At 63.7% G+C, this 20,889-nt stretch carries 18 protein-coding genes and 1 pseudogene; 12 read left to right on the forward strand and 7 right to left on the reverse strand.

Going from position 1 to position 20,889, the window contains the following annotated elements; translation table 11 throughout:
• Nucleotides 1-227: 227 nt before the first annotated feature.
• Nucleotides 228-518 (forward strand): annotated as a pseudogene (locus FCU66_RS42135) (transposase); the annotation flags it as partial.
• A 529-nt stretch (nucleotides 519-1,047) separates the two neighbouring features.
• Nucleotides 1,048-1,395 carry a VanZ family protein gene (locus tag FCU66_RS28305; RefSeq protein ID WP_136620679.1) on the forward strand — a complete coding sequence of 116 codons (348 nt, stop codon included), beginning with the start codon at nucleotides 1,048-1,050 and terminating at the stop codon, nucleotides 1,393-1,395.
• A 248-nt stretch (nucleotides 1,396-1,643) separates the two neighbouring features.
• On the opposite strand, the gene smc is transcribed toward FCU66_RS28305, so the two are convergent.
• The 3 genes from smc to FCU66_RS28325 all read right to left on the reverse strand — a co-directional run bounded on the left by smc (nucleotide 1,644) and on the right by FCU66_RS28325 (nucleotide 6,615).
• Nucleotides 1,644-5,102: a chromosome segregation protein SMC gene (smc, locus tag FCU66_RS28315; RefSeq protein WP_136620681.1), complete on the reverse strand. Its 3,459-nt coding sequence runs from the start codon at nucleotides 5,100-5,102 to the stop codon at nucleotides 1,644-1,646.
• Nucleotides 5,103-5,207: 105 nt separating this feature from the next.
• The gene (locus FCU66_RS28320) at nucleotides 5,208-5,951 is read right to left on the reverse strand and encodes a DsbA family protein (RefSeq protein ID WP_136620682.1); all 744 of its coding nucleotides are present in this window, start codon (nucleotides 5,949-5,951) and stop codon (nucleotides 5,208-5,210) included.
• A 163-nt stretch (nucleotides 5,952-6,114) separates the two neighbouring features.
• The gene (locus FCU66_RS28325; RefSeq protein WP_136620683.1) at nucleotides 6,115-6,615 is read right to left on the reverse strand and encodes a DUF721 domain-containing protein; all 501 of its coding nucleotides are present in this window, start codon (nucleotides 6,613-6,615) and stop codon (nucleotides 6,115-6,117) included.
• Nucleotides 6,616-6,669: 54 nt separating this feature from the next.
• Here FCU66_RS28325 and mutY point away from each other — a divergent pair, with 54 nt between their 5' ends.
• Both mutY and FCU66_RS28335 read left to right on the forward strand, forming a co-directional pair.
• Nucleotides 6,670-7,818: an A/G-specific adenine glycosylase gene (mutY, locus tag FCU66_RS28330; RefSeq protein ID WP_136620684.1), complete on the forward strand. Its 1,149-nt coding sequence runs from the start codon at nucleotides 6,670-6,672 to the stop codon at nucleotides 7,816-7,818.
• Nucleotides 7,811-8,422: an HAD family hydrolase gene (locus FCU66_RS28335; RefSeq protein ID WP_136620685.1), complete on the forward strand. Its 612-nt coding sequence runs from the start codon at nucleotides 7,811-7,813 to the stop codon at nucleotides 8,420-8,422. Before mutY ends, FCU66_RS28335 begins: the two co-directional genes overlap by 8 nt.
• A 66-nt stretch (nucleotides 8,423-8,488) precedes the next feature.
• On the opposite strand, the gene FCU66_RS28340 is transcribed toward FCU66_RS28335, so the two are convergent.
• Complete coding sequence (locus FCU66_RS28340; protein WP_056580980.1) at nucleotides 8,489-9,622, reverse strand: site-specific DNA-methyltransferase; 1,134 nt, start codon at nucleotides 9,620-9,622, stop codon at nucleotides 8,489-8,491.
• 164 nt (nucleotides 9,623-9,786) lie between these two features.
• On the opposite strand from FCU66_RS28340, the gene FCU66_RS28345 reads away from it, so the two are divergent.
• Complete coding sequence (locus FCU66_RS28345) at nucleotides 9,787-10,473, forward strand: HAD family hydrolase (protein ID WP_136620686.1); 687 nt, start codon at nucleotides 9,787-9,789, stop codon at nucleotides 10,471-10,473.
• A gap of 42 nt (nucleotides 10,474-10,515) precedes the next feature.
• Here the strand turns inward: FCU66_RS28345 and FCU66_RS28350 are convergent, their stop codons facing one another.
• Complete coding sequence (locus FCU66_RS28350; RefSeq protein WP_136620687.1) at nucleotides 10,516-11,238, reverse strand: hypothetical protein; 723 nt, start codon at nucleotides 11,236-11,238, stop codon at nucleotides 10,516-10,518.
• Nucleotides 11,239-11,366: 128 nt separating this feature from the next.
• Here FCU66_RS28350 and thrC point away from each other — a divergent pair, with 128 nt between their 5' ends.
• From thrC to FCU66_RS28370, 4 genes are read left to right on the forward strand one after another with little or no spacing between them, the layout of a single operon-like run.
• A complete protein-coding gene (gene thrC / locus FCU66_RS28355) occupies nucleotides 11,367-12,764 on the forward strand; it encodes a threonine synthase (protein ID WP_136620688.1) in 1,398 nt (465 codons plus the stop codon).
• A gap of 14 nt (nucleotides 12,765-12,778) precedes the next feature.
• Nucleotides 12,779-14,071 (forward strand): M16 family metallopeptidase, encoded by a 1,293-nt coding sequence (locus FCU66_RS28360; protein WP_056580991.1) that lies wholly within the window; start codon nucleotides 12,779-12,781, stop codon nucleotides 14,069-14,071.
• 15 nt (nucleotides 14,072-14,086) lie between these two features.
• Nucleotides 14,087-14,683: a GNAT family N-acetyltransferase gene (locus FCU66_RS28365; RefSeq protein ID WP_109662289.1), complete on the forward strand. Its 597-nt coding sequence runs from the start codon at nucleotides 14,087-14,089 to the stop codon at nucleotides 14,681-14,683.
• 3 nt (nucleotides 14,684-14,686) lie between these two features.
• Entirely contained in the window at nucleotides 14,687-17,575 is a 2,889-nt protein-coding gene (locus FCU66_RS28370; protein WP_136620689.1) for an EAL domain-containing protein, read from the forward strand.
• Between the two features lie 5 nt (nucleotides 17,576-17,580).
• Here the strand turns inward: FCU66_RS28370 and FCU66_RS28375 are convergent, their stop codons facing one another.
• On the reverse strand, nucleotides 17,581-18,189 hold the full coding sequence (locus FCU66_RS28375; protein WP_023808594.1) for a YqgE/AlgH family protein: 609 nt from the start codon (nucleotides 18,187-18,189) through the stop codon (nucleotides 17,581-17,583).
• 171 nt (nucleotides 18,190-18,360) lie between these two features.
• On the opposite strand from FCU66_RS28375, the gene FCU66_RS28380 reads away from it, so the two are divergent.
• From FCU66_RS28380 to FCU66_RS28390, 3 genes are all read left to right on the forward strand, one after another.
• The gene (locus FCU66_RS28380; protein ID WP_136620690.1) at nucleotides 18,361-19,167 is read left to right on the forward strand and encodes a protein-disulfide reductase DsbD domain-containing protein; all 807 of its coding nucleotides are present in this window, start codon (nucleotides 18,361-18,363) and stop codon (nucleotides 19,165-19,167) included.
• An 85-nt stretch (nucleotides 19,168-19,252) separates the two neighbouring features.
• On the forward strand, nucleotides 19,253-19,735 hold the full coding sequence (locus FCU66_RS28385) for a peroxiredoxin (RefSeq protein ID WP_136620691.1): 483 nt from the start codon (nucleotides 19,253-19,255) through the stop codon (nucleotides 19,733-19,735).
• A 94-nt stretch (nucleotides 19,736-19,829) separates the two neighbouring features.
• A complete protein-coding gene (locus FCU66_RS28390; RefSeq protein ID WP_136620692.1) occupies nucleotides 19,830-20,306 on the forward strand; it encodes a DUF2938 domain-containing protein in 477 nt (158 codons plus the stop codon).
• Nucleotides 20,307-20,348: 42 nt separating this feature from the next.
• On the opposite strand, the gene rnhA is transcribed toward FCU66_RS28390, so the two are convergent.
• Entirely contained in the window at nucleotides 20,349-20,879 is a 531-nt protein-coding gene (rnhA, locus tag FCU66_RS28395) for a ribonuclease HI (RefSeq protein WP_136620693.1), read from the reverse strand.
• Nucleotides 20,880-20,889 lie beyond the last annotated feature (10 nt).

The raw sequence follows: 20,889 nt of genomic DNA on the forward strand, positions 1-20,889 counted from the left end.
CTTCGGAATCAGGACACTAGCTTGCCGAGCGGGATGGTGATTTCAGCGGTATTCATGGTCTTGCTCCCTTGTTTGTCGTTTCAGGTGTTCCCGTTCCCTACGCGTTCAGGTGACCTGAACCCTGTCTCACGGCGAGTAGCGGGGAGAGAGGGGACAAGCCCTGGGGGCGGAGGGGTCTCCCCGGTCTGCACAAGGCGAAGCCGCGGAAGATTGGGGAAACCGGCCGCATCGCGCGCTTGCGCTGCCATATCATGGTCGCTCCCTGGATCATCGACGCCCCGATGAACAGGGACCGTTTCGAAACCTATGTCGAAATCCAACTCGCCCCACTGTCGCCGGGCGATGTCGTCATCCACGACAATGTCGCCTTCCACAAAAGTGAACGCTCCGCCGAACTGGTGCGCCAACGCGGCGCCTGGCTTCTGCCTCTGCCGGCCTACTACCCGGACCTCAATCCCATCGAAATGGCCTTCTCGAAGCTCAAGGCCCTGCTGCGAAAGCGTGCAGTGCCGCCCTTCGCCTGCTCACCGGGACAGTTGCGCCGAAGCGCCGCCATCAGGAACGGCCGAGGAGCAGTACGGGCTTCGCATCGGGCATGCTGCACAGATGCGCCCACACGTGCCCTGCCCTGGCAGGTCAGCAGGGACCTCAGGCCGCCGCATCAGACCGGCCGGTACACCAGGCGTGCGAAACATTCTGGATTCTGCGTCTGTCATCATCAAAACTCCGGTTCACCGCTGGAGCTTACTTCTGCCTGACGGGAGCGAAACCCGCTTTCCCGGACAACGACCTTCCCGAAAACCGGGAGAATTCGCGCTCTGGATTGGCAACACGCGGATGATATGGCTTTCAACGGCAAGATCGGGCCTGTGAGCGATCCTGCCGTTTCCTCCTGGTGCACTAGGGGATGGTTCCGTTGCTTTTCGAAACATCCGATGCAATCGTGGCGCGGCGGCACCGCGCTGCCCCACGCACCGGGCATCCCTGCAGGAGCCCGGCCCATAGTCGGCGTCGGGCTTCCCAGCGGTAGATTGTTGTTGGAGCAGAATGAGATTTTATTCAGTCGCCGAGCGGGTCGCTTTTCTCGTTACGCTCATAGCTGTTCTTGTGCTTGCGCTGCTGCCGGTACCCCGTCTCAAGGAATTCGGCATCGATGTCGGCTTCCACTACGACAAGTTGAACCACGCCAGCGCCTTTGCCGTCCTGACCTTCCTGGGAGGGCTCGGCTGGCCCGATCGCAAGGCCCTGGTTGGCGCGGCGATCGAGGTTCTCCAGGGCACGGCACTGATAGCGCGCGATCTGGATGTGTTCGACTGGGTCGCCGATTGCGTCGGCATGGCATGCGGCCTCGTGGCGGTGATCTGTGCCAACTGGATTTTACGACGCAGAGGCTGAGCCTGTTCTCGAGTCCGGGCACGCTGAAGGTGAAGACCTACCGCGAACTGCGTGATCGCAGGGTGCCTGTGCTGAAATTGGGATCACTCTATTTCGTCTGGTCCCCGGCCAAACATCATTCGCACAAACACAGTCCGCGGCTCTGACTGTTTGTTTTGTGACTATTTGTTTTGCGGGGCGGAAAGCCGTTTACACACTTTTCCTGGAATTGTTCCGGAGCGGCCCATTCGCAGGCTGTGCGACCTGGATCAGCTCGCCTCGCGCATCGCTTCGGCGGCCTGCAGGTCGACCGACACCAGCTGGCTGACGCCCTGCTCGGCCATGGTCACGCCGAACAGCCGGTTCATGCGCGCCATGGTGATTGGATTGTGGGTGATGATGACGAAGCGCGTCTCGGTGGTCGCAGCCATTTCGTCCATGAGATTGCAGAAGCGCTCGACATTGTGGTCGTCGAGCGGCGCGTCGACTTCATCGAGCACGCAGATCGGCGCCGGATTGGTCAGGAAAACCGCAAAGATCAGCGACATCGCCGTCAGCGCCTGTTCGCCGCCGGACAGCAGCGTCATGGTCTGCGGCTTTTTGCCAGGCGGGCGGGCAAGAATCTCGAGCCCGGCCTCGAGCGGATCGTCGGATTCGATCAGCTGCAATTCCGCCGTGCCGCCGCCGAACAGATGCGAGAACAGCCGCTGGAAATGGCCGTTGACGACGTCGAAGGCGGCAAGCAGCCGCTCACGGCCTTCGCGATTGAGGCTCTGGATCGCCTGCCTGAGTTTGCGGATCGCCTCGATGATGTCCTCGCGCTCGGATACGATCGCCTCCAACCGGTCGGAAAGCTCCTTCTGCTCTTCCTCGGCGCGCAGATTGACAGCGCCCAGCCGTTCGCGCTCGATCTTCAGCCGGTCGAGCTGACGCTCGATCTCGGCCATCTCAGGCATCGGGCTGTCAGCCTCCAGACCGGTATGGCGAATGACCAGATGCGGCGGCGTGTTCAGCGTTTCCTGGATGCGCGCCTCGACCTCCAGCCGGCGTTCGTCGGCCGCCGTCAGCCGCTCTTCGGCGCGAACGCGGGTCTCGCGCGCCTCGGCCAGGAACTGGATGGCGCCGGTGGCGGCCTTGTCCAGTTCGGATTGCCGGTTCTCCGCTTCCTGCAAACGGTCGGCCGCTGCTTTGCGCAAGGTCTCGGCCTCGGTCAGCTGCGACAGCAGCGCGCGCCGCTTGGCGTCGATTTCATCGGGAGCATCGGCCAGTCGCTCGCGTTCGGCCTCGGCCTCGGCCTTGCGTTCGCCAAGCGATGCGATCTGCGTCGAGGCGTTTTCGGCCCGCTCCAGCCAGTTGCTGCGCTCGGCGCCAATGGCATCGAGCCGGCGCGCGCGCGCCTCGGCTTCGCGGCGCAGGCCCTCATGCACGGCACGCGCATCGGCAAGCGTGGCGCGGTCGCGGGCGACATTGGCCGAGGACTGTTCGAGCTGCAATTGCAGATCGCCGAGATCCGGCGCGTCCTGCAGCAGCATTTCCGCCTCGGCGAAGGCCGCCGAAATCTCCTCATGGCTGTCGACGATGCGGGCGCGCGCCTCATCGAGTGCCGCGCGCCGGCTCTGCAATTCGCCGCCGGCCCTTTCGGCCTCAGCCAGCACGTTGCGGGCAGCGTCCAGCCGATGCTGGGCGTCACGGCCGGCCTGGCGCGCGTTGCGCTCGGCTTCGCTTGTGAGGCGAAGCGCCTGTTCGGCCTCTCCCAGCGCCTCCTCGGCCAGGCGCAGGACGAGCGTCGCCTGTATCGCCTCGGCATCGAGCTCGGCCAGCCGGTTCTTCTGCGCCAGTCGTTGCGCGGCGGCGGTCGGCGCGTCGGCACTGGCGGTAAAGCCATCCCAGCGCCAGAGCGCGCCCTCGAGGCTGACCAGCCGCTGGCCCGGAGCAAGCAGCGCCTGCAGCCGGCGGCCATCGCCGGCGTCTACGATGCCGATCTGCGCCAGACGGCGGGCGAGCTGTGCCGGCGCATGGACCACGCTGGCCAGGCTCTTTATGCCTTCCGGCAGAGCCGCGTCGCCGGGCTGGATCGCGCTTTCGCCCCAATGCACCGGCGCGCTGCGGTCGAGCGGTACGTCGAGGTCTTCGCCAAGCGCCGCACCCAGCGCCGTCTCGAAACCGCGATCGACACTGATCTGTTCCAGCACGGCCGGGAAGAGATCGCCGCTGGCGGCGTTCAGGATTTTTGCCAGCGTGCGCGCTTCCGTCTCGATCCGCGCCAGCTCGGCCCTGGCATCCTGAAGCGGTGGCCGGGCAGCACTTTCCGTGGCGCGGGCATCGATGACCGACTGCTCCGCATCCGATACGGCAGCCTCGGATTCCTCCAGTAGCGCCATGGCCTGTTCGACCAGCACGCGCTTCTCGGCCGGATCCGGCAGGCCGGCGACCTTGGAGAGAATCTCCGACAATTCCCGATCGACATCGGCAAGCTGGCGGGCGAAGCGGTCGCGACGCTCGGCGGTGTCGCGCAGCGTCCGTTCGATCTGGTTGCGCGAGGCGGCCGCCTCTGCCCGCTCGGCGGTCAGCGCGGCGAGCTTGGCTTCGCTTTGTGAAAGCGTCGATGCAGCCTGTTCGAACGCCGCGCGGGTACTGGCCTCACGCTCGGCGGCACCGGCATTTTCGGAATTGAGCGCGGCCTCTTCGGTGCGAAGGCGTTCGAGGATATCCGCATTGTCGCGGACCATGCGCTCCTCACGCGCGATATCGCCGTCGAGCTGCTGCAGCCGGCGCTCGAGTTCGCTCTGACGGGCGCGGATGCGGCCGGCTTCCTCCTCGATCTGCGACTTGGCGATCGACAGGCGCTGGAAGGCAGCGGCAGCGGCGGCTTCCGCGTCGCGCAGGTCCGGCAAGCGATGAGCGCCGATGCCTTGCTCCCTGGCGGCGGCCATCTGGGCGGCGGCGCGGTCGCCGACAAGTGCCGTGGCAACCGCCAGCGCCGAGCGCGCCTCGCCTTCCTGGGTCTTGGCCAGCGTCCAGCGCAGATGCAGCAGCGTTGCTTCGGCCTTGCGGATATCGGCGGACAGGTTCTTGAAGCGGGAAGCCTGGCGTGCCTGGCGCTTCAGGCTTTCGATCTGGCTTTCCAGCTCGCCGACGACGTCGTCCAGCCGTTCGAGGTTCTGCTCGGCCGCCTTCAGCCGCAGTTCGGCCTCGTGGCGGCGGGTGTGCAGGCCGGAAATACCGGCCGCCTCTTCCAGCAGGGCGCGGCGCGCCTGCGGCTTGGCCTGGATCAGTTCGCCGATACGGCCCTGGCCGACCATCGACGGCGAACGCGCGCCGGTCGACTGGTCGGCGAACAGAAGCTGCACGTCCTTGGCGCGGGCCTCCTTGCCGTTGATGCGGTAGAGCGAGCCGGCCTCGCGCTCGATGCGGCGCGACACCTGCAATTCGTCGGCATCGTTGAAGGCAGCAGGCGCCGAGCGATCACTGTTGTCGAGGAAAAGCGTGACTTCGGCGGTGTTACGGGCGGGCCGAGTGCCCGAGCCGGAAAAGATCACGTCGTCCATGCCGGACGCGCGCATGTTCTTGTAGGAGCTTTCGCCCATCACCCAGCGCAGCGCCTCGACAAGGTTCGACTTGCCGCAGCCATTGGGCCCGACAATGCCGGTCAGGCCGCGTTCGATGACGAACTCGCCGGGCTCGACGAAGGATTTGAAACCGAGGAGGCGAAGGCGCGAAAACTTCATTCGCGCCGCCCACTAAGCGGATTTTCGTGGCTTTGCGAAAGGAATTCGCGGCACGACCAGAAGCCGCGCACGCCGAAGCGACGCCGCCTCAGGACTGACTGGACGTCAGAGCAGAGGGTCGATGATGGCCGACATTTCCTCAATCGACATCGCCCCTTTGTAGGTCTTACCGTTGATGAAGAAGGTCGGTGTCGAGTCGACCTTGAATTCATTGGCGCCGCGCTTCTGGACCGATCTCACATCGTCCAGAAGTTTCTGGTCCGTCAAGCAGGCCTCGAAGGACTCCTGTGTAAAACCGGCGAGCTTCGAGATTTGCAGCAGCGCATCCTTGGTATTCTGGACGCCAACCCAGTTCGCCTGCTGCCTGAACAGGACGTCCACCATCGGGAAATAGTTATCCTTGGCGCAGCGCGCCAGCATGAAACCGGCTTCGGCGCTCGGATCGAACGGGAATTCGCGCAGGATGTAGCGCGCCTTGCCGGTGTCGATGTACTTGGTCTTCAGGTCCGGAAAGGTGGTTTCGGCGAAATGCGCGCAGTGCGGGCAGGTCATCGAGGCGTATTCGACGATGGTGACCTTGGCGTCGTCCTTGCCAAGCTGCTTGTCGGGCAGCGCACCCGGCTTCATCAGCTCCGCCATGTCCACGGTGCCCTGGGCTTCCGGCGCGGTAGCGGCGGCCGGTGTGGCCGGCTTTGCGGGAGCGGCAGGATCCGCGGGCTTCACATCCGCGGCCTTCGCTTCCTCGCCGGAGTCGCTGCAGGCGGCGAGCAGGGCGACCGCCGGAATGGCGGCCAGCGAAGACAGGACGTTTCTGCGAGACAGACTTTGGCCGAACGGGGGACGGTTCATACGAATCACCTGACAAGGGTTGGATTTTGCAATGCAAAGGCACGAAAAGGCGAGAGTTGGCGCGAATTAAGGCATCTCGATCCCCAATCCAATCGCGAAACCTGACAAGAGCGATCACGAATGCGAGATATTGACGACAAATCCATGACTTTCTTCAAGGGGTCTATGATTTCCTCTCCCCGATAATGGTCGCGCCAAGTTTTTCCAGCGAGGCGCGCAACTCATCATTGTCGACCAAGCCGACGGTTCCCGACAATTTCGTCTTCTCGGCCGCCGTCAGCGGCCTGAGGGCCGGCCTGCGCCGTCCTTTGTCGGCTGTCACCGGCTTCTGCAGGATCCTGATGCGGCCGATCGCGGTGAAGCCGAGGAAGGCATTGACCCGGTTGATGATCTCGCCGGTCTCGTGCTGCAGATGCAGTGCCGCCATGCCCTCGCAGGCGATGACCAGCACCGCCGGCTCGAACGGATCGTCCTCATGCATGCGGCGCGGCCACTGGATTTTTTCGGGGCGCGAATGGGCGGCCAGCCGTGGCCCAGCAATCTCTTCCCATGACTGGACGAGGCCGATCGAAATGCCGGCCCGCTTGCGCAGCACCGGATCGAGGATCTTGGTCGCGAGATCGCTGACCGGGACGGGATTGCCGTAGGGCGTTCTCCCTGCCATGTACGTTCTCCAGCCACGACCCCAGCAGATACCGGCCAGGCCAATACAAGATCAATGGCATCAGCAGACCAGACCCGCAAGACCGCATCCGGGGATAGTGGCAAAGCCACATCCGGGGATATCGCATCCCGCCTGCTCGACTGGTACGATGTGCATCACCGTGAATTGCCGTGGCGCATCACGCCACGCGAGCATGCGCGCGGCGCAAGGCCTGATCCCTACCGCATCTGGCTATCCGAGGTCATGCTGCAGCAGACCACCGTCGAAGCGGTGAAGGCCTATTTCAAGGTATTCGTCGAGAAATGGCCCGATGTCGAGGCGTTGGCCGCGGCGCCGACCGAGGACGTGATGAAGGCCTGGGCCGGGCTCGGCTACTACTCCCGCGCCCGCAATCTCAAGGCCTGTGCCGATCTCGTCGCCCAGCGTGGCGGCCGGTTTCCCGACACCGAGGCGGCTTTGAGAGAACTGCCCGGCATCGGCGCCTATACGTCGGCGGCGATCACGGCGATCGCCTTCGACCGCCCCGCCGCCGTTGTCGACGGCAATGTCGAACGCGTCATCTCCCGGCTGTTTTCGATCACGACACCGCTCAGCGAAGCCAAGCCCGAGATACGCGCCCATGTCGAGCGCATGGTGCCCGGGACAAGGCCGGGTGACTTCGCCCAGGCGATGATGGATCTCGGCGCCACCATCTGCACCCCACGGCGGCCGCGCTGCATGCTGTGCCCGCTGCGCGAAGACTGCAGCGCCGTCATTTCGGGCGATCCCGAGCATTTTCCTGTGCGTCTGCCAAAGGCCGACAAGCCTCTACGACGCGGCGCTGCTTTCGTGGCGGTCAGAAGCGACGGCGCCATCCTTCTGCGCAAGCGCGCCGAAAAAGGCCTGCTCGGCGGCATGACAGAGGTGCCTACGACCGGCTGGACCGCGCGGATCGACGGCGCCACCACCGAGGCGGCAGCGCCTTTCCCCGCCAACTGGCGGCGTGCCGGCCAGATCGCCCATGTCTTCACCCATTTCGCACTTGAGCTCGACGTTTTTCGTGCCGAAGTGAACGGCGCCGCGCCGTCGGGGCATTTCTGGTCACTGGCCCATGAAATTTCCGGGGAAGCGCTGCCGACTGTCATGAAAAAGGCAATCGAAGCGGCGATACCGGGCGCGACGAAAAAACCGTCGCCGCACAGTGCAAAGAGGCCCCATGACTGAAATACGCCACATCGTTTTCGACATCGGCAGAGTGCTGATCCACTACGATCCCAACATTCCGTTCAGCCGCCTCATTCCGGATGCCGAAGAGAGAAAGTGGTTCTTCGACAATGTCTGCACGCATGACTGGAACATCGAGCAGGATCGCGGCCGGACCTGGGAAGAGGCCGAGGCGCTGCTGATAGCGGACCATCCCGAACACGCGGAAAACATCCGCGGTTTCCGCCGCCACTGGCACGAAATGGTGCCGCATGCCTATGACGACAGCGTCGCCATCATGGTCGGCCTGATCGAGAGCGGCCACGACGTGACCATGCTGACCAATTTTGCCAGCGACACGCTGGCCGAGGCACGCGAGCGCTTCGATTTTCTCGAACGGCCGCGTGGTGTCACCATTTCCGGCGAGATCGGCCTGATCAAGCCGGATCGCGGCATTTACGATCATCACGTCGCCGCCTTCGGCCTCGAACCGGCGGCGACGCTGTTCATCGATGACAGCCAGAAGAATGTCGACGGCGCCAAGGCGGCAGGCTGGCAGTCGGTGCTGTTCACCGATGCGAAGACGCTTCAAGCAGACCTTGAACGCCTCGGAATCACGGCGTGATTTGAATCGCTTCGCGCGATCCGTTGAGCCTTTGAATCAACGGAATTCGAAGCAATTGGCAGGGGCTCAGGCCCCTGCCCGCTCCATGCCAAGCCGTGCAATGCGGCGAAGCTCGTCGATCGGGGTCAGGCCGCCGCTGCGCTCATAGTGCCAGAAGGTCCAGCCGTTGCAGGCATCCAGACCCTGCACTTCGGCGCCGATCTTGTGGATCGAACCGGCGCTGTCGCCGATCGCCACCGTACCGTCGGCGCGTACCTTGGCCGCCCAGCGCTTCTTGGCGTCGTAGAGCGTCGCACCCGGCAGCATCAGCCCGGTGTCGATCAGGCTGACGAAAGCAACGCGCGGCTCGGCGCGCTTGCCGGTCAGCACGGTGAGATCGGCACCATCCAACGGCCGCACCGCGTCGATGCGCTCGTTGGCGGCGTCGATATAGGCCTGCTCGCGTTCGATGCCGACGAAATGGCGGCCGAGGCGCTTGGCCACCGCGCCGGTGGTGCCGGAGCCGAAGAAGGGATCGAGCACGATGTCGCCCGGTTTGGTCGAGGCCATCATGATGCGGGCAAGCAGCGCTTCCGGCTTCTGAGTCGGATGCAGCTTGTCGCCATTGTCGTTCTTCAGCCGCTCGCCGCCGGTGCAGATCGGAAACAGCCAGTCGGAACGCATCTGGATGTCGTCGTTGGACGCCTTCATCGCTTCGTAGTTGAAGGTATAGCCCTTGCCCTTCTGGTCGCGCGTGGCCCAGATCATCGTCTCATGCGCATTCTGGAAGCGGCGGCCACGGAAATTCGGCATCGGGTTGGTCTTGCGCCAGACGACGTCGTTGAGAATCCAGAAGCCGAGATCCTGCATCTTGGCGCCGACCCGGAAGATGTTGTGATAGGAGCCGATGACCCAGATGGTGCCATTGGGCTTCAGCACCCGGCGCGCCGCCAGCAGCCAGGCCCGCGTGAAGGCGTCATAGGCCTCAAAGCTCTCGAACTGGTCCCAGTCGTCGTCGACGGCGTCGACCTTCGACTGATCGGGGCGGTGCAGGTCGCCGTCGAGCTGCAGATTGTAGGGCGGATCGGCGAAGATGACGTCGATCGACTTTTCGGGCAGCCGGTCGAGCGCGGCGACGCAGTCGCCCTTGAGGATCGTATCCAGCCATTCGGATTGCTGGGGAGCGTGGGATAGCTCGTCGAGAAGACGCACGGCAGACATTCTGACACCCAAGGCACGCGTTACTGTTTTACTCTCTGTTATGGTTACCGATCAGCGTAAATATTCGGTGAAGACTGCCGAATTTGCGAAGCTGGCCCTGTTGGTGTATGCCGCGCCGCCTGAGCCTCCCGAGGCCCCTTCATCCTCCCATTGTCCGGATCGCCATGCCCCAGCCAGACCTTGTCATCTTCGATTGCGACGGCGTGCTCGTCGATTCCGAAATCATCGCCGCCCGCGTCGAGGCGGAACTGCTGACCTTGGCCGGCTACGAAATATCGGCTGAGGAGATTTCCGAGACCTATGCCGGACTGACCTTCAAGGACATCATGATGCGGGTCGAGGAGAAATCCAGCATACCCTTCCAGGCCTCGTTGATCGACCGCGCCGAGGACCTGGTCGACCGCAAATTGCGCAGCGACGTGCGCGCCATAGACGGGGTTCGCGAGGCGGTCGCCGCGGTAACGGCGCCGCGCTGCGTCTGCTCGAATTCTCGCTCGGAGCGGATCGAGTTCATGCTGGAGAAGGTGCATCTGCTACCGTTTTTCGCCGGCCGGATCTTTTCGGCGCTGGAAATACCAAGCAAGAAGACCAAGCCGGCGCCCGACGTGTTCCTGTTCGCGGCGGAGACACTCAACGCCAACCCGGCGAACACTTTCGTCATCGAGGATTCCGTGCACGGCGTCCACGGCGCCAGGGCGGCAGGCATGCGCGTGATCGGCTTCACCGGCGCCGCCCACAGCTATCTCGGCCATGCCGACGCGTTGACCGAGGCCGGCGCCGAGACGGTGATCCGCCGCTGGGCGGAGTTGAAAAGCGTGATCGCGGCGCTGTCGGAGTGGTCGGACGCCTGAGAAGCGTGCGCCGCGACGCACGCCTCGTGCAGCTGCCGCGATTTAGTTCGTCGCGGCGGTTCTCTTCCTCTTCTTCGGCTTGTCCGCAGTCGTCTTCGGCGCGTTTTCATCATAGCCGGCAAAGGCCTGATAGTCCTGCGCCGTCGGCTCGGGCACGACGACATTGGAATCGGTGAAGACGAACTGCGTAGCGACCGAGGGATCGGTGACCTGGACCTGATATTGGTGGATCTGCGAATAAAGCACGTCGGTGCCGTGCATCACCGCCGTGCGGATCGGCATGGTGATGGTGCCGGGCGAGAATTTCGGTCCCGGCACGATCTTGCCGGCGACCGCGATCTTCATCGTCAGCTGGCCGTTGGCACGGCTGCAGTCGCGTGTCACGTCGCTGACCGATGCCTGGTAGATGATGTTCGCCGACTCGTCGGGCGCAGTTGCAGCGGCGGCGTCGGCCTCAGCCTGGGCCGCGGCATCCTGCGCGGCGTCACCGGTCTTCTTGAGCTTGGGCTTGGGCTTCTGGGCATCCTTGGAATAGGTGTTGAAGAAGGCCGTGCCGTCTCGCACCGTCACTCTGGGACAATAGGCCTGCAACTGGCTGGCCAGTATCTTGGGATCCTGGGGCGGCGGTGGCGCCGTCGGATCCTTCTTGCCGATGCCGAGGTTCAGGATGCCATTGTCGCCCGATTGGCAGCCGGCGGCGGCAAGCATAAAGCCGGTGAGCGCAAGACCCGCCAAAAAGCGACCACTGAATGTACGAAACGCCATGAAACTGCACTTCCCTCTCGCAAAGCTGGTGACGTATATCAACCGCGCGGCAAAAATGCGACTGAGCCAGCGCAGAAATTAACCACCTTGCGGTGGACGGAAAAGCCAAGCAGTAACGGATTTGTGACATGCAATATGTGAGTACCCGCGGGGAAGCCCCCGTTCTTGGATTTTCCGACACCGTGCTGGCTGGGCTGGCGCGCGACGGTGGGCTTTACGTGCCGCGCGAGTGGCCGCAGTTTTCCGCGGCCGAGATCCGCGCCATGCGCGGCCTTGCCTATCCCGATCTTGCCATCCGCGTGCTGTCGCCGTTCCTTGGCGGCGAAATCCCGGCGCCCGTCTTCGAACGGCTGGTGCGCGAAGCCTATGCCACCTTCCGCCACGAGGCCGTCTGCCCGCTGGTGCAGACCGGCCCCAACACCTTCATCCTGGAACTCTTCCACGGGCCGACGCTCGCCTTCAAGGACGTGGCAATGCAGCTTCTGGCACGGCTGATGGACCATGTGCTTACCGAACGCGATCAGCATGCCACCATCGTCGGCGCCACCTCGGGCGATACCGGCGGGGCGGCCATCGATGCCTTTGCCGGGCGCAGCCGCACCGACATCTTCATCCTTTTCCCGCACGGCCGCGTCTCGCCGGTGCAGCAGCGGCAGATGACGACATCGACGGCTGAAAACGTCCATGCGCTGGCGATCGAAGGCAATTTCGACGATTGCCAGGGCCTGCTCAAGGACATGTTCAACGATCACGGCTTTCGCGACCGGGTTGCGCTTTCAGGCGTCAATTCGATCAACTGGGCCCGCATCATGGCCCAGATCGTCTATTATTTCTCCTCGGCGCTGTCGCTCGGTGCGCCGGACAGGCCGGTCTCCTTCACCGTGCCGACCGGCAATTTCGGCGATATCTTCGCCGGCTACGCGGCCAAGAAGATGGGCCTGCCGATCGAGCGGCTGGTCATAGCCACCAACGACAACGACATCCTGGCGCGAACTTTTTCAACCGGCGAATACCGCACCAAAGGCGTCTTTGCGACCACGTCGCCATCGATGGACATCCAGGTATCGTCCAATTTCGAACGCTTGCTGTTCGAGGCCTCTGGCCGTGACCCGGCGACCGTGCGGCGCTATATGGACGGCCTGAAGCAGTCCGGCGCTTTCACCATCGAAACCCAGCAAATCGCCAGCATGCGGTCCGAATTCGATGCCGGCCGAGCTGATATGGACGAGGTCGCCGCCACCATCCGCTCGACGCTCGCGGCCAGCAATTATCTGCTCGATCCGCACACCGCGGCTGCCGTGCATGTCGCGGTGGGCAAGGCGTCAGGCGCGGTGCCGATGGTGGTGTTGGGCACCGCCCACCCGGCAAAATTCCCGGCCGCCGTCGAAGCCGCCAGCGGCGTCTCGCCCGCACTGCCCGCATGGCTAGGTGGGTTGATGACAGCGGAGGAAAAATACACGGTACTTCCATCCGACCTGAAAATGGTGGAAGATTACGTCGGCCGCCGCGCGCGGGCGGCGCGTTAGGGAGTACTAGCCATATGGGTGTTGAGGTAAGCCGTCTGTCGAACGGCCTGACAGTCGCCACCGAAACCCTTCAAAGCATCGAATCGGTTGCCCTTGGTGCCTGGGTCAAGTCGGGTGCCCGCAATGAACGCGACGACGAGCATGGCATGGCCCATCTGCTCGAGCACATGGCGTTCAAGGGCACGAAAAGGCGAAGCGCCTTCGAAATCGCCTCGGAAATCGAGGATGTCGGTGGCGAGATCAACGCCGCCACCAGCGTCGAGACCACCTCCTACTATGCCAGGGTGCTCTCCGACGACGTGCCGCTGGCCGTCGACATTCTTGCCGACATCCTGCAGGAGTCCGAATTCGACCCGCAGGAACTCGAACGCGAACAGCATGTGATCCTGCAGGAGATCGGCGCCGCGCACGACACGCCCGACGATATCGTCTTCGACCGCTTCACGGAAACCGCCTATCGCCATCAGACGATTGGCCGCTCCATTCTCGGCACGCCCGAAACGGTCAAATCCTTCACCTCCAAGCAACTCCACGACTTCATCGAACGCCAATATGGCGCCGAGCGCATGGTGATTGTCGCTGCTGGCGACATCAAGCACGACAATTTCGTGCGCGAGGTCGAAAAGCAGCTCGGCGGCTTCCGCAGCAAGGCCGACAGCACCATCCCGCAATATGCGCAATATGTCGGCGGCGACTTCCGCGAAGACCGCGACCTGATGGACGCGCAGATCGTGCTGGGGTTCGAGGGCCGCGCCTATCATGTGCGTGATTTCTATGCCTCGCAGGTGCTCTCGATGATCCTCGGCGGCGGCATGTCGTCGCGCCTGTTCCAGGAGGTCCGCGAGAAGCGTGGCCTGTGTTATTCGGTCTACGCCTTCCATTGGGGCTTTTCCGATACCGGCGTCTTCGGCGTCCATGCCGCGACCGGCCAGAGCGATATCGCCGAACTGGTGCCTGTCATCATCGACGAACTGCAGAAGGCCGGCGAGAAGATCCTGCAGGAAGAACTCGATCGCGCGCGCGCCCAATATCGCGCCGGGCTGATCATGTCCGCCGAAAGCCCGGCCAGCCGGGCTTCGCAGATCGCACGGCAACTGCTTCTGTTCGGCCGGCCGATCGCCAAGGAGGAACTTATGGAACGGCTGTCGGCGCTGACGATCGAGCGGCTGACCGATCTGTCGTCGCGATTGTTCTCGACCAAGCCGACGCTTACCGCTGTCGGGCCTGTGGGTACGCTGGCGCCATACGAAGCGATCCTCGAATCGCTCGCGGGCACGCAGACCACGGCCCGCAAGCTCGCCGTCTAAGCCCCTCAAAGCGCCGTGTTCGCGCTCCCTTTCTTTCGCCGTGACCTGCCGGCGCTGAAAGGCGACCGCGTCACGCTGCGCGTACCATTCACCAACGACTACCGCGAGTGGGCGGCGGTGCGCGGCGAAAGCCGGGCCTTCCTCGAACCATGGGAGCCACGCTGGACTCCGGATGAACTCGACCGCACCGCATGGCGGCTGCGCATCAGCCGCTACCGCGAAGACTATGCGCAAGGCACCGCGATTGCCTTCTTCATCTTCGAGAGGAGCAGCGGCAAGCTTGCGGGTGGCATCACGCTCGGCAACATACGCCATGGCGTCTCGCAAAGCGGCCATGTCGGCTACTGGATCGGCGAGCGCTTTGGCGGCCGCGGCCTGATGACCGACGCGGTCAAGGTGGTGGCGCGCTTCGCCTTCGATACGCTGAGGTTGCACCGGATCGAAGCGGCCTGTATTCCCGACAATATCAGGTCGATCCGCGTGCTTGAAAAAGCCGGATTCCGGCGCGAAGGACTGCTGCGATCCTATCTCAGGATCAACGGCATCTGGCAGGACCACTACCTCTACGCCCGGATCGCGGACGATCCGCCGGGCGTTGGAACGAAGGACTGATTTTTGACGAAATTCCTGCGCAACGGGCCGCTGTTCGCCTTTGTCCTCGCGACAATCCTGGCGCTGTGCGCGGCATCGTCGGCCTTCGCCGTCGAACCGATCAAGATTGCCCGCGACGACGTCGCGCTCGACCTGTCCGGCGCCGTCGAGATCTACCGGAACCAGGGCGAGAATTTCCAGGTATCGACCGCGCCCGGGCCAGACGGCATCGTGCGGCGCATCGAGGTCGAGGCCAATGATGCGCGTTCGACTGGCGACTGGGCAGTGTTCGCTCTCGCCAACACCACCGACCAGCAGCTCGACAGGCTAATCGTCGCACCGCATTTCCGCCTGGTGAATTCCGGCATCTTCTGGCCGGATCTCGGCTCGACACGCATCGCCGCCATCACGCCCAGCGAGGGCTTCGCGCTCGACCGCCAGACCAGCCCCGACGCCGACGTGTTCCGGGTGACGCTGAACCCCGGCACGGTGATCACCTTCATCGCCGAACTGGCCTCGCCGAAGCTGCCGCAGGTCTATCTGTGGGATCCGGAATCCTACAAGGACTCGGTCAATTCCTACACGCTGTTTCGCGGCATCGTCATCGGCATTGCCGGCCTGCTGGCGCTATTCCTGACCATCCTTTTCGTCGTCAAGGGAACCTCGATGTTCCCGGCGACGGCGGCACTTGCCTGGGCGGTGCTGGCCTATATCTGCGTCGATTTCGGCTTCCTCAACAAGATCATCGAGATCTCGCCCGGCAACGAGCAGATGTGGCGAGCGGGAACCGAGGTGGCGCTGGCGGGAACCTTCGTGGTGTTCCTGTTCGCCTACCTCAACCTCAACCGATGGCATGGCCATTTCAGCTATGGCGCGCTGGTCTGGATCCTCGGACTGGTGCTGATCGCCGGCGTCGCTATCGTCGACCCGGCGGTCGCCGCCGGCATCGCCAGGCTGTCCTTCGCCGCCACCGCGCTGACCGGGCTCGGCCTGATCATCTTCCTCGGCATACGCGGCTACGACCGCGCCATCATGCTGGTGCCCAGTTGGGTCATGGTGCTATTGTGGCTGTGCGGGTCGTGGATGGCGATCACCGGCATGCTCGACAACGATATCGCCCAGCCGGCCTTGGGCGGCGGGTTGATCCTGATCATCCTGTTGATCGGCTTCACCGTCATGCAGCATGCCTTTGCCGGCGGCGCGCTGCATCAGGGCCTGTTCTCCGACCTCGAGCGGCAGGCGCTGGCGGTGGCTGGATCGGGCGACACGGTGTGGGATTGGGACGTGCTGCGCGACCGCGTCGTCACCAAGCCCGATGTCAGCATCCAGCTCGGGCTGGCGCCGAATAGCCTCGGCGGTGCGGCACGCAACTGGCTGCCGGTGCTGCATGCCGACGACCGCGACACCTTCCGCACGACGCTCGACGTCGTGCTCGAACACCGGCGCGGCCGGGTGTCGCAGAATTTTCGCCTGCGCGGCGCCGACGGCCACTATCACTGGTTCTCGCTGCGCGCCCGCCCGGTCATCGGATCCGACGGCGAGGTCATCCGCTGTGTCGGCACCATGGTCGACGTAACCGAGCAGAAGAAGTCCGAGGAGCGGCTGCTGCACGACGCCGTGCACGACAATCTGACGGGCCTGCCGAACCGCGAATTGTTGATGAATCGGCTGGAAGCGATCATCTCGATCGCCCGCACCGAAGAGAAGGTGCGCCCAACCGTCTTCGTCATCGACATCGACCGTTTCAAGCAGGTCAATGACGGGCTCGGCATCTCGGCCGGCGACACCATCCTTTTGACCATCGCACGCCGCCTGCACCGGCTGCTCAAGCCGAAGGATTCGCTGTCGCGCTTTGCCGGCGACCAGTTTGCGCTGATGCTGCTTTCCGAACAGGACCCGGCCCGCATCGCCGCTGTGGCGGACGCCATCAAGCATGCCATCAACAACCCCATCACCTTCGCCAAGCGCGAGATCGTGCTGACCGCATCGATCGGACTGATCACCTGGAATTCGCCGCAGATGTCGGCCGAGGACATGGTCAAGGATGCCGAGCTTGCCATGCATCAGGCCAAGCGCTTCGGCGGCGACAGGATCGAGCCGTTCCGTCCAGCTTTCCGCACTGTGGGTACCGACAGGCTGCAGTTCGAATCCGACCTGCGCCGCGCCATCGAACGGCGCGAATTCACCCTTGCCTACCAGCCGATCGTGCGGCTTGAGGATGGCAGCGTCGCCGGCTTCGAAGCACTGCTGCGCTGGGACCACCCGCGCCGCGGCATGATCCCGCCGGCGGATTTCATCCCGGTCGCCGAAAGCTGCGGGCTGATCGTGCAGCTCGGCCTGTTTGCCATGCAGCAGGCGGCGGAAGACCTGGCCAGCTGGCAAAAACAGATCGGCGACGCGCCGCTGTCGGTCTCGGTCAATTTGTCCAGCCGCCAGCTCATCCGCCGCGACCTGGTCAGCGACGTCCGCTCGGTCATCGCGCGCGCCAACCTGAAGCCGCGCTGCTTCCGGCTCGAGCTCACCGAATCACTGGTCATGGACAATCCCGAGCAGACCGCCCATGTGCTGACCAAGCTGAAGCAGCTCGGCATCGGCCTGTCGCTGGACGATTTCGGCACCGGCTATTCGTCACTGGCCTATCTGACGCGTTTCCCCTTCGACACCATCAAGATCGACAAGAGCTTCGTCGACGACAACACGCCCAAGCGCGCGGTGCTGCTCAAATCGATGGTCAACATGGCGCATGAACTCGGCCTGTCCGTTGTCGCCGAGGGCATTTCTGACGAAAGCGATGCGCTGGAATTGCGCCAGATGGGCTGCGAATATGTCCAGAGCTTCATGTTCGGCGCGCCGATGCCGGGCGACCAGGTGCTGAAGACGCTGAAGGAGCAGTATCCGCTAACGCAAGCGTGAGAGGCTCAGGCGTGTCCGGCGGCGAGGCTGAGATGCGCGAGGTCGATGCCGATCGAGGCGAGGATCCGGTCGTATTTGCGTTCGATGTCGGTGTCGAACAGAAGCTCGGCATTGGCCGGACAGGTCAGCCAGCCATTCTCGGCGATCTCGGTCTCCAATTGGCCGGCGCCCCAGCCAGAATAGCCGAGCGCCATCAGCGCGTGACGCGGCCCGCGGCCGGACGATATGGCGCGCAAGATGTCGACGGTCGCGGTCAGGCAGATGTCGTCCGAAACGGTCAGCGACGATTCCACCCGGTAGTCGCCCGAATGCAGGACGAAGCCCCGGCTACGATCCACAGGCCCGCCATTGCGCACGACGAAATCGCGCGCCTGCGCCGGCAAGCGGATCGCCTCCTGTTCGTTCATGATGCCCAGTTGCACGAGCAGGTCCGGAAACAGCATCTGCTGCGTCTGGTTGATGATCAGGCCCATGGCGCCTTCATCCGAGTGCGCGCAGACATAGATGACCGAGCGCGTGAAACGGTCGTCCTTCATGCCGGGCATGGCAATCAGGAACTGATCGTCTAGAAAGCCGCGGCTGGCGACCGTCTTCTTGTGGCGTAACAAGTCCATGGAAGGGAGCGTAACGCGTTTCCAAAGCGCCGAAAAGATGCGCTGTGCGGGATTCGACCAAAGCCCATGGCGTCGGCTCGAGCATTCTTCCTCCTCGAGGTCACGCAAATATGATACCGGCAAGGTGATGAAATCATTGCGCGGCCACGAACGGACGATCAAATCACCGCCATGCAAAGCTTGAAAATCCTGCTCCTCGGCGCCGCCATCGGATCGGCAACCGCTCTTCCCGCCGCCGCCTCCTCATCGGCGTGGTACAACAGCGAAGGCGGCAAGGTCCGGCTGGTGACAACAGGCAAAGCCGATGATGCGGGCCGCATCCAGGGCGTCCTCGACATAGCGCTGAAGCCCGGCTGGAAGACATACTGGCGCGATCCGGGCGACGCGGGCGTGCCGCCGCAGCTCGACATTTCAGCCAGCACCAACATAACCGACGCCGCTCTGGCGTTTCCTGCCCCGCAGCGCCATGACGACGGTTATGGCAAATGGGCAGGCTACAACTATCCGGTTTCGCTGCCGGTGACATTCACGCTGGGGACGCCGAACCAGCCGGCGGTCATCGATGCCGACATCTTTCTCGGCATCTGCGAAACGATCTGCATTCCGGTGCAGACGCGGCTGACCGTCGACCCCGCCTCCGATCCGGACAATGCCGAGGACGCGGCGCTGGTGAAGGCAAGTTTCACGGCACTGCCGGCGCCCGCGAGATCCGATTTCGGCATCAATGTCCTGCCGGGCGACCATGAGACGCTGATTGTCGAGGCGAGCTTTCCCGGCGATCCGGAGGCGGCGGATTTCTTCGTTGCCGGCGAGCGGGACTACATGTTCGGCACCCCTGCCCGCAGCGAAAAGGACGGCAAGCTGATTTTCACCGTGCCGATCCTCGATCGCCCATCGACGACGCCAACGGATGGCGGGCTTCATTATACGCTGACGAGTTCGGCTGGCGCGGTCGAAGGGGTTCTGCCTTTCCCTTGATCCAGCCCACCCGAACGGTTGCAGGAAGCCGTTGAGTTCGCTACGCAAAGACACGTCCTTCCCCATTTTCCCAAGCGAGGAATTCATGACCATTTCCGTTGGCGACAAGCTGCCTGACGTGACCTTCAAGACGATGACCGCCGATGGCGCCAAGCCGATCACCGGGGCCGAGATCTTCTCTGGCAAGAAGGTCGTGCTGTTTGGAGTTCCCGGCGCCTTCACGCCGACCTGCAGCAACAACCATTTGCCCGGCTATCTCGAGAACCATGACGCCATCCTGGCGCGCGGCGTCGACACCATCGCCGTCGTTTCGGTCAACGACGTCCACGTCATGGGCGCCTGGGCGCGCTTCACCGGCGGTGAGGGCAAGATCCTGTTCCTCGCCGACGGCAGTGGCGATTTCGCCAAGGCGGTGGGCCTCGACAATGACCTTTCCGCCGGCGGCATGGGGCTGCGTTCGAAGCGGTTTTCGATGGTCATCGACGACGGCAAGGTCACCGCGCTCAATGTCGAGACCAAGCCCGGTGTCGACGAGTCCGGCGCGGCTCATATTCTAGGACAGCTCTGACCCTCAGCGACGGCGTCGGGCGTGGGACCGCGACGGTTGCCCCGCCCGATGATCGCGCTGTATTCCAGTGCTTGCTTTTGGGGGGACCTCAAAGATGTTTGACATCTTCTGGCGCGCTATCGCGATCGGCATCGGCGCCACCGTGCTGATGGATCTCTGGGCCATCTTCCTGCACAAGGCGTTCGGCCAGCCACGGCCGAACTGGGGGCCGGTCGGTCGCTGGGTCCGGCATCTCGGCGACAAGGTCTTCCACGACGATATCGGCAATGCAGCGCCTTACGCGCATGAAAAGGCGCTGGGTTGGGCGTTTCATTATTTTGTCGGCATCGTCTACGGCATCATCCTGGTGGTGCTGGCCGGAGCGGGCTGGCTTGCAGCGCCGACATTCCTGCCGGCCTTCATCCTCGGCATCGTCACCGTCGGCGCCGGCTGGTTCCTGCTGGCGCCCGGTATGGGCGCGGGCTGGGCGGCATCGAAGCGGCCCAAGCCGATGCAGATCCGTGCTCTCAACCTGGTATCGCACACTGTGTTCGCGCTCGGGCTTTGGGGCACGGCGCTGCTGATACGATAGACAGCTAGAACAAACGGTTCAGATCCCGCCGCCCGTCCGGGATCAATAGCTCTGGGTTGAGCGCCGCGCCTTTGCCACCGCCGGCTGCTTTGTCTGCGCAGCCGGCTTTGGCGCTGCTGCAGCCTTGAACGGGCCTTTCTTGAACGGCGCCATGCCTTCGCGCGCGAGTTCGTCGGCACGCTCGTTCTCGGTGTGGCCGGCATGGCCCTTGACCCAGTTCCAGGTGACCTTGTGGCGCTTGTTGGCCTCGTCGAGCGCCTGCCAGAGTTCACCGTTCTTCACAGGCTTCTTGTCGGCGGTCTTCCAGCCGTTCTTCTTCCAGCCGTGGATCCACTTGGAAATGCCATCCATGACATATTTGCTGTCGGTGTGAAGCTCGACCGTGCAAGGTTCCTTCAGCGCATTCAGCGCCGAGATGGCGGCGAGCAGTTCCATGCGGTTGTTGGTCGTCTCGGCCTCGCCGCCGGAAAGCTCCTTGGTGGTGCCGTTGAAGCGCAGGATCGCGCCCCAGCCGCCGGGGCCGGGATTGCCCGAACAGGCACCGTCGGTGAAGATTTCAACCTGTTTGCTCATGATACCCCAT

It is taken from the genome of Mesorhizobium norvegicum (genome assembly GCF_004919685.1).
In the GTDB taxonomy this organism is placed as follows: Bacteria; Pseudomonadota; Alphaproteobacteria; order Rhizobiales; family Rhizobiaceae; genus Mesorhizobium; species Mesorhizobium norvegicum.

Bases quoted from the DNA above. Each gene is read 5' to 3' on its own strand.
- FCU66_RS28335 (WP_136620685.1), top strand. From the start codon at position 7,811: ATGACTGAAATACGCCACATCGTTTTCGACATCGGCAGAGTGCTGATC.
- mutY (WP_136620684.1), top strand. From the start codon at position 6,670: ATGGCATCAGCAGACCAGACCCGCAAGACCGCATCCGGGGATAGTGGC.
- FCU66_RS28345 (WP_136620686.1), top strand. From the start codon at position 9,787: ATGCCCCAGCCAGACCTTGTCATCTTCGATTGCGACGGCGTGCTCGTC.
- FCU66_RS28350 (WP_136620687.1), bottom strand. From the start codon at position 11,238: ATGGCGTTTCGTACATTCAGTGGTCGCTTTTTGGCGGGTCTTGCGCTC.
- FCU66_RS28305 (WP_136620679.1), top strand. From the start codon at position 1,048: ATGAGATTTTATTCAGTCGCCGAGCGGGTCGCTTTTCTCGTTACGCTC.
- thrC (WP_136620688.1), top strand. From the start codon at position 11,367: ATGCAATATGTGAGTACCCGCGGGGAAGCCCCCGTTCTTGGATTTTCC.
- FCU66_RS28325 (WP_136620683.1), bottom strand. From the start codon at position 6,615: ATGGCAGGGAGAACGCCCTACGGCAATCCCGTCCCGGTCAGCGATCTC.
- smc (WP_136620681.1), bottom strand. From the start codon at position 5,102: ATGAAGTTTTCGCGCCTTCGCCTCCTCGGTTTCAAATCCTTCGTCGAG.
- FCU66_RS28385 (WP_136620691.1), top strand. From the start codon at position 19,253: ATGACCATTTCCGTTGGCGACAAGCTGCCTGACGTGACCTTCAAGACG.
- FCU66_RS28390 (WP_136620692.1), top strand. From the start codon at position 19,830: ATGTTTGACATCTTCTGGCGCGCTATCGCGATCGGCATCGGCGCCACC.
- FCU66_RS28380 (WP_136620690.1), top strand. From the start codon at position 18,361: ATGCAAAGCTTGAAAATCCTGCTCCTCGGCGCCGCCATCGGATCGGCA.
- FCU66_RS28360 (WP_056580991.1), top strand. From the start codon at position 12,779: ATGGGTGTTGAGGTAAGCCGTCTGTCGAACGGCCTGACAGTCGCCACC.
- FCU66_RS28320 (WP_136620682.1), bottom strand. From the start codon at position 5,951: ATGAACCGTCCCCCGTTCGGCCAAAGTCTGTCTCGCAGAAACGTCCTG.
- FCU66_RS28375 (WP_023808594.1), bottom strand. From the start codon at position 18,189: ATGGACTTGTTACGCCACAAGAAGACGGTCGCCAGCCGCGGCTTTCTA.
- FCU66_RS28340 (WP_056580980.1), bottom strand. From the start codon at position 9,622: ATGTCTGCCGTGCGTCTTCTCGACGAGCTATCCCACGCTCCCCAGCAA.
- rnhA (WP_136620693.1), bottom strand. From the start codon at position 20,879: ATGAGCAAACAGGTTGAAATCTTCACCGACGGTGCCTGTTCGGGCAAT.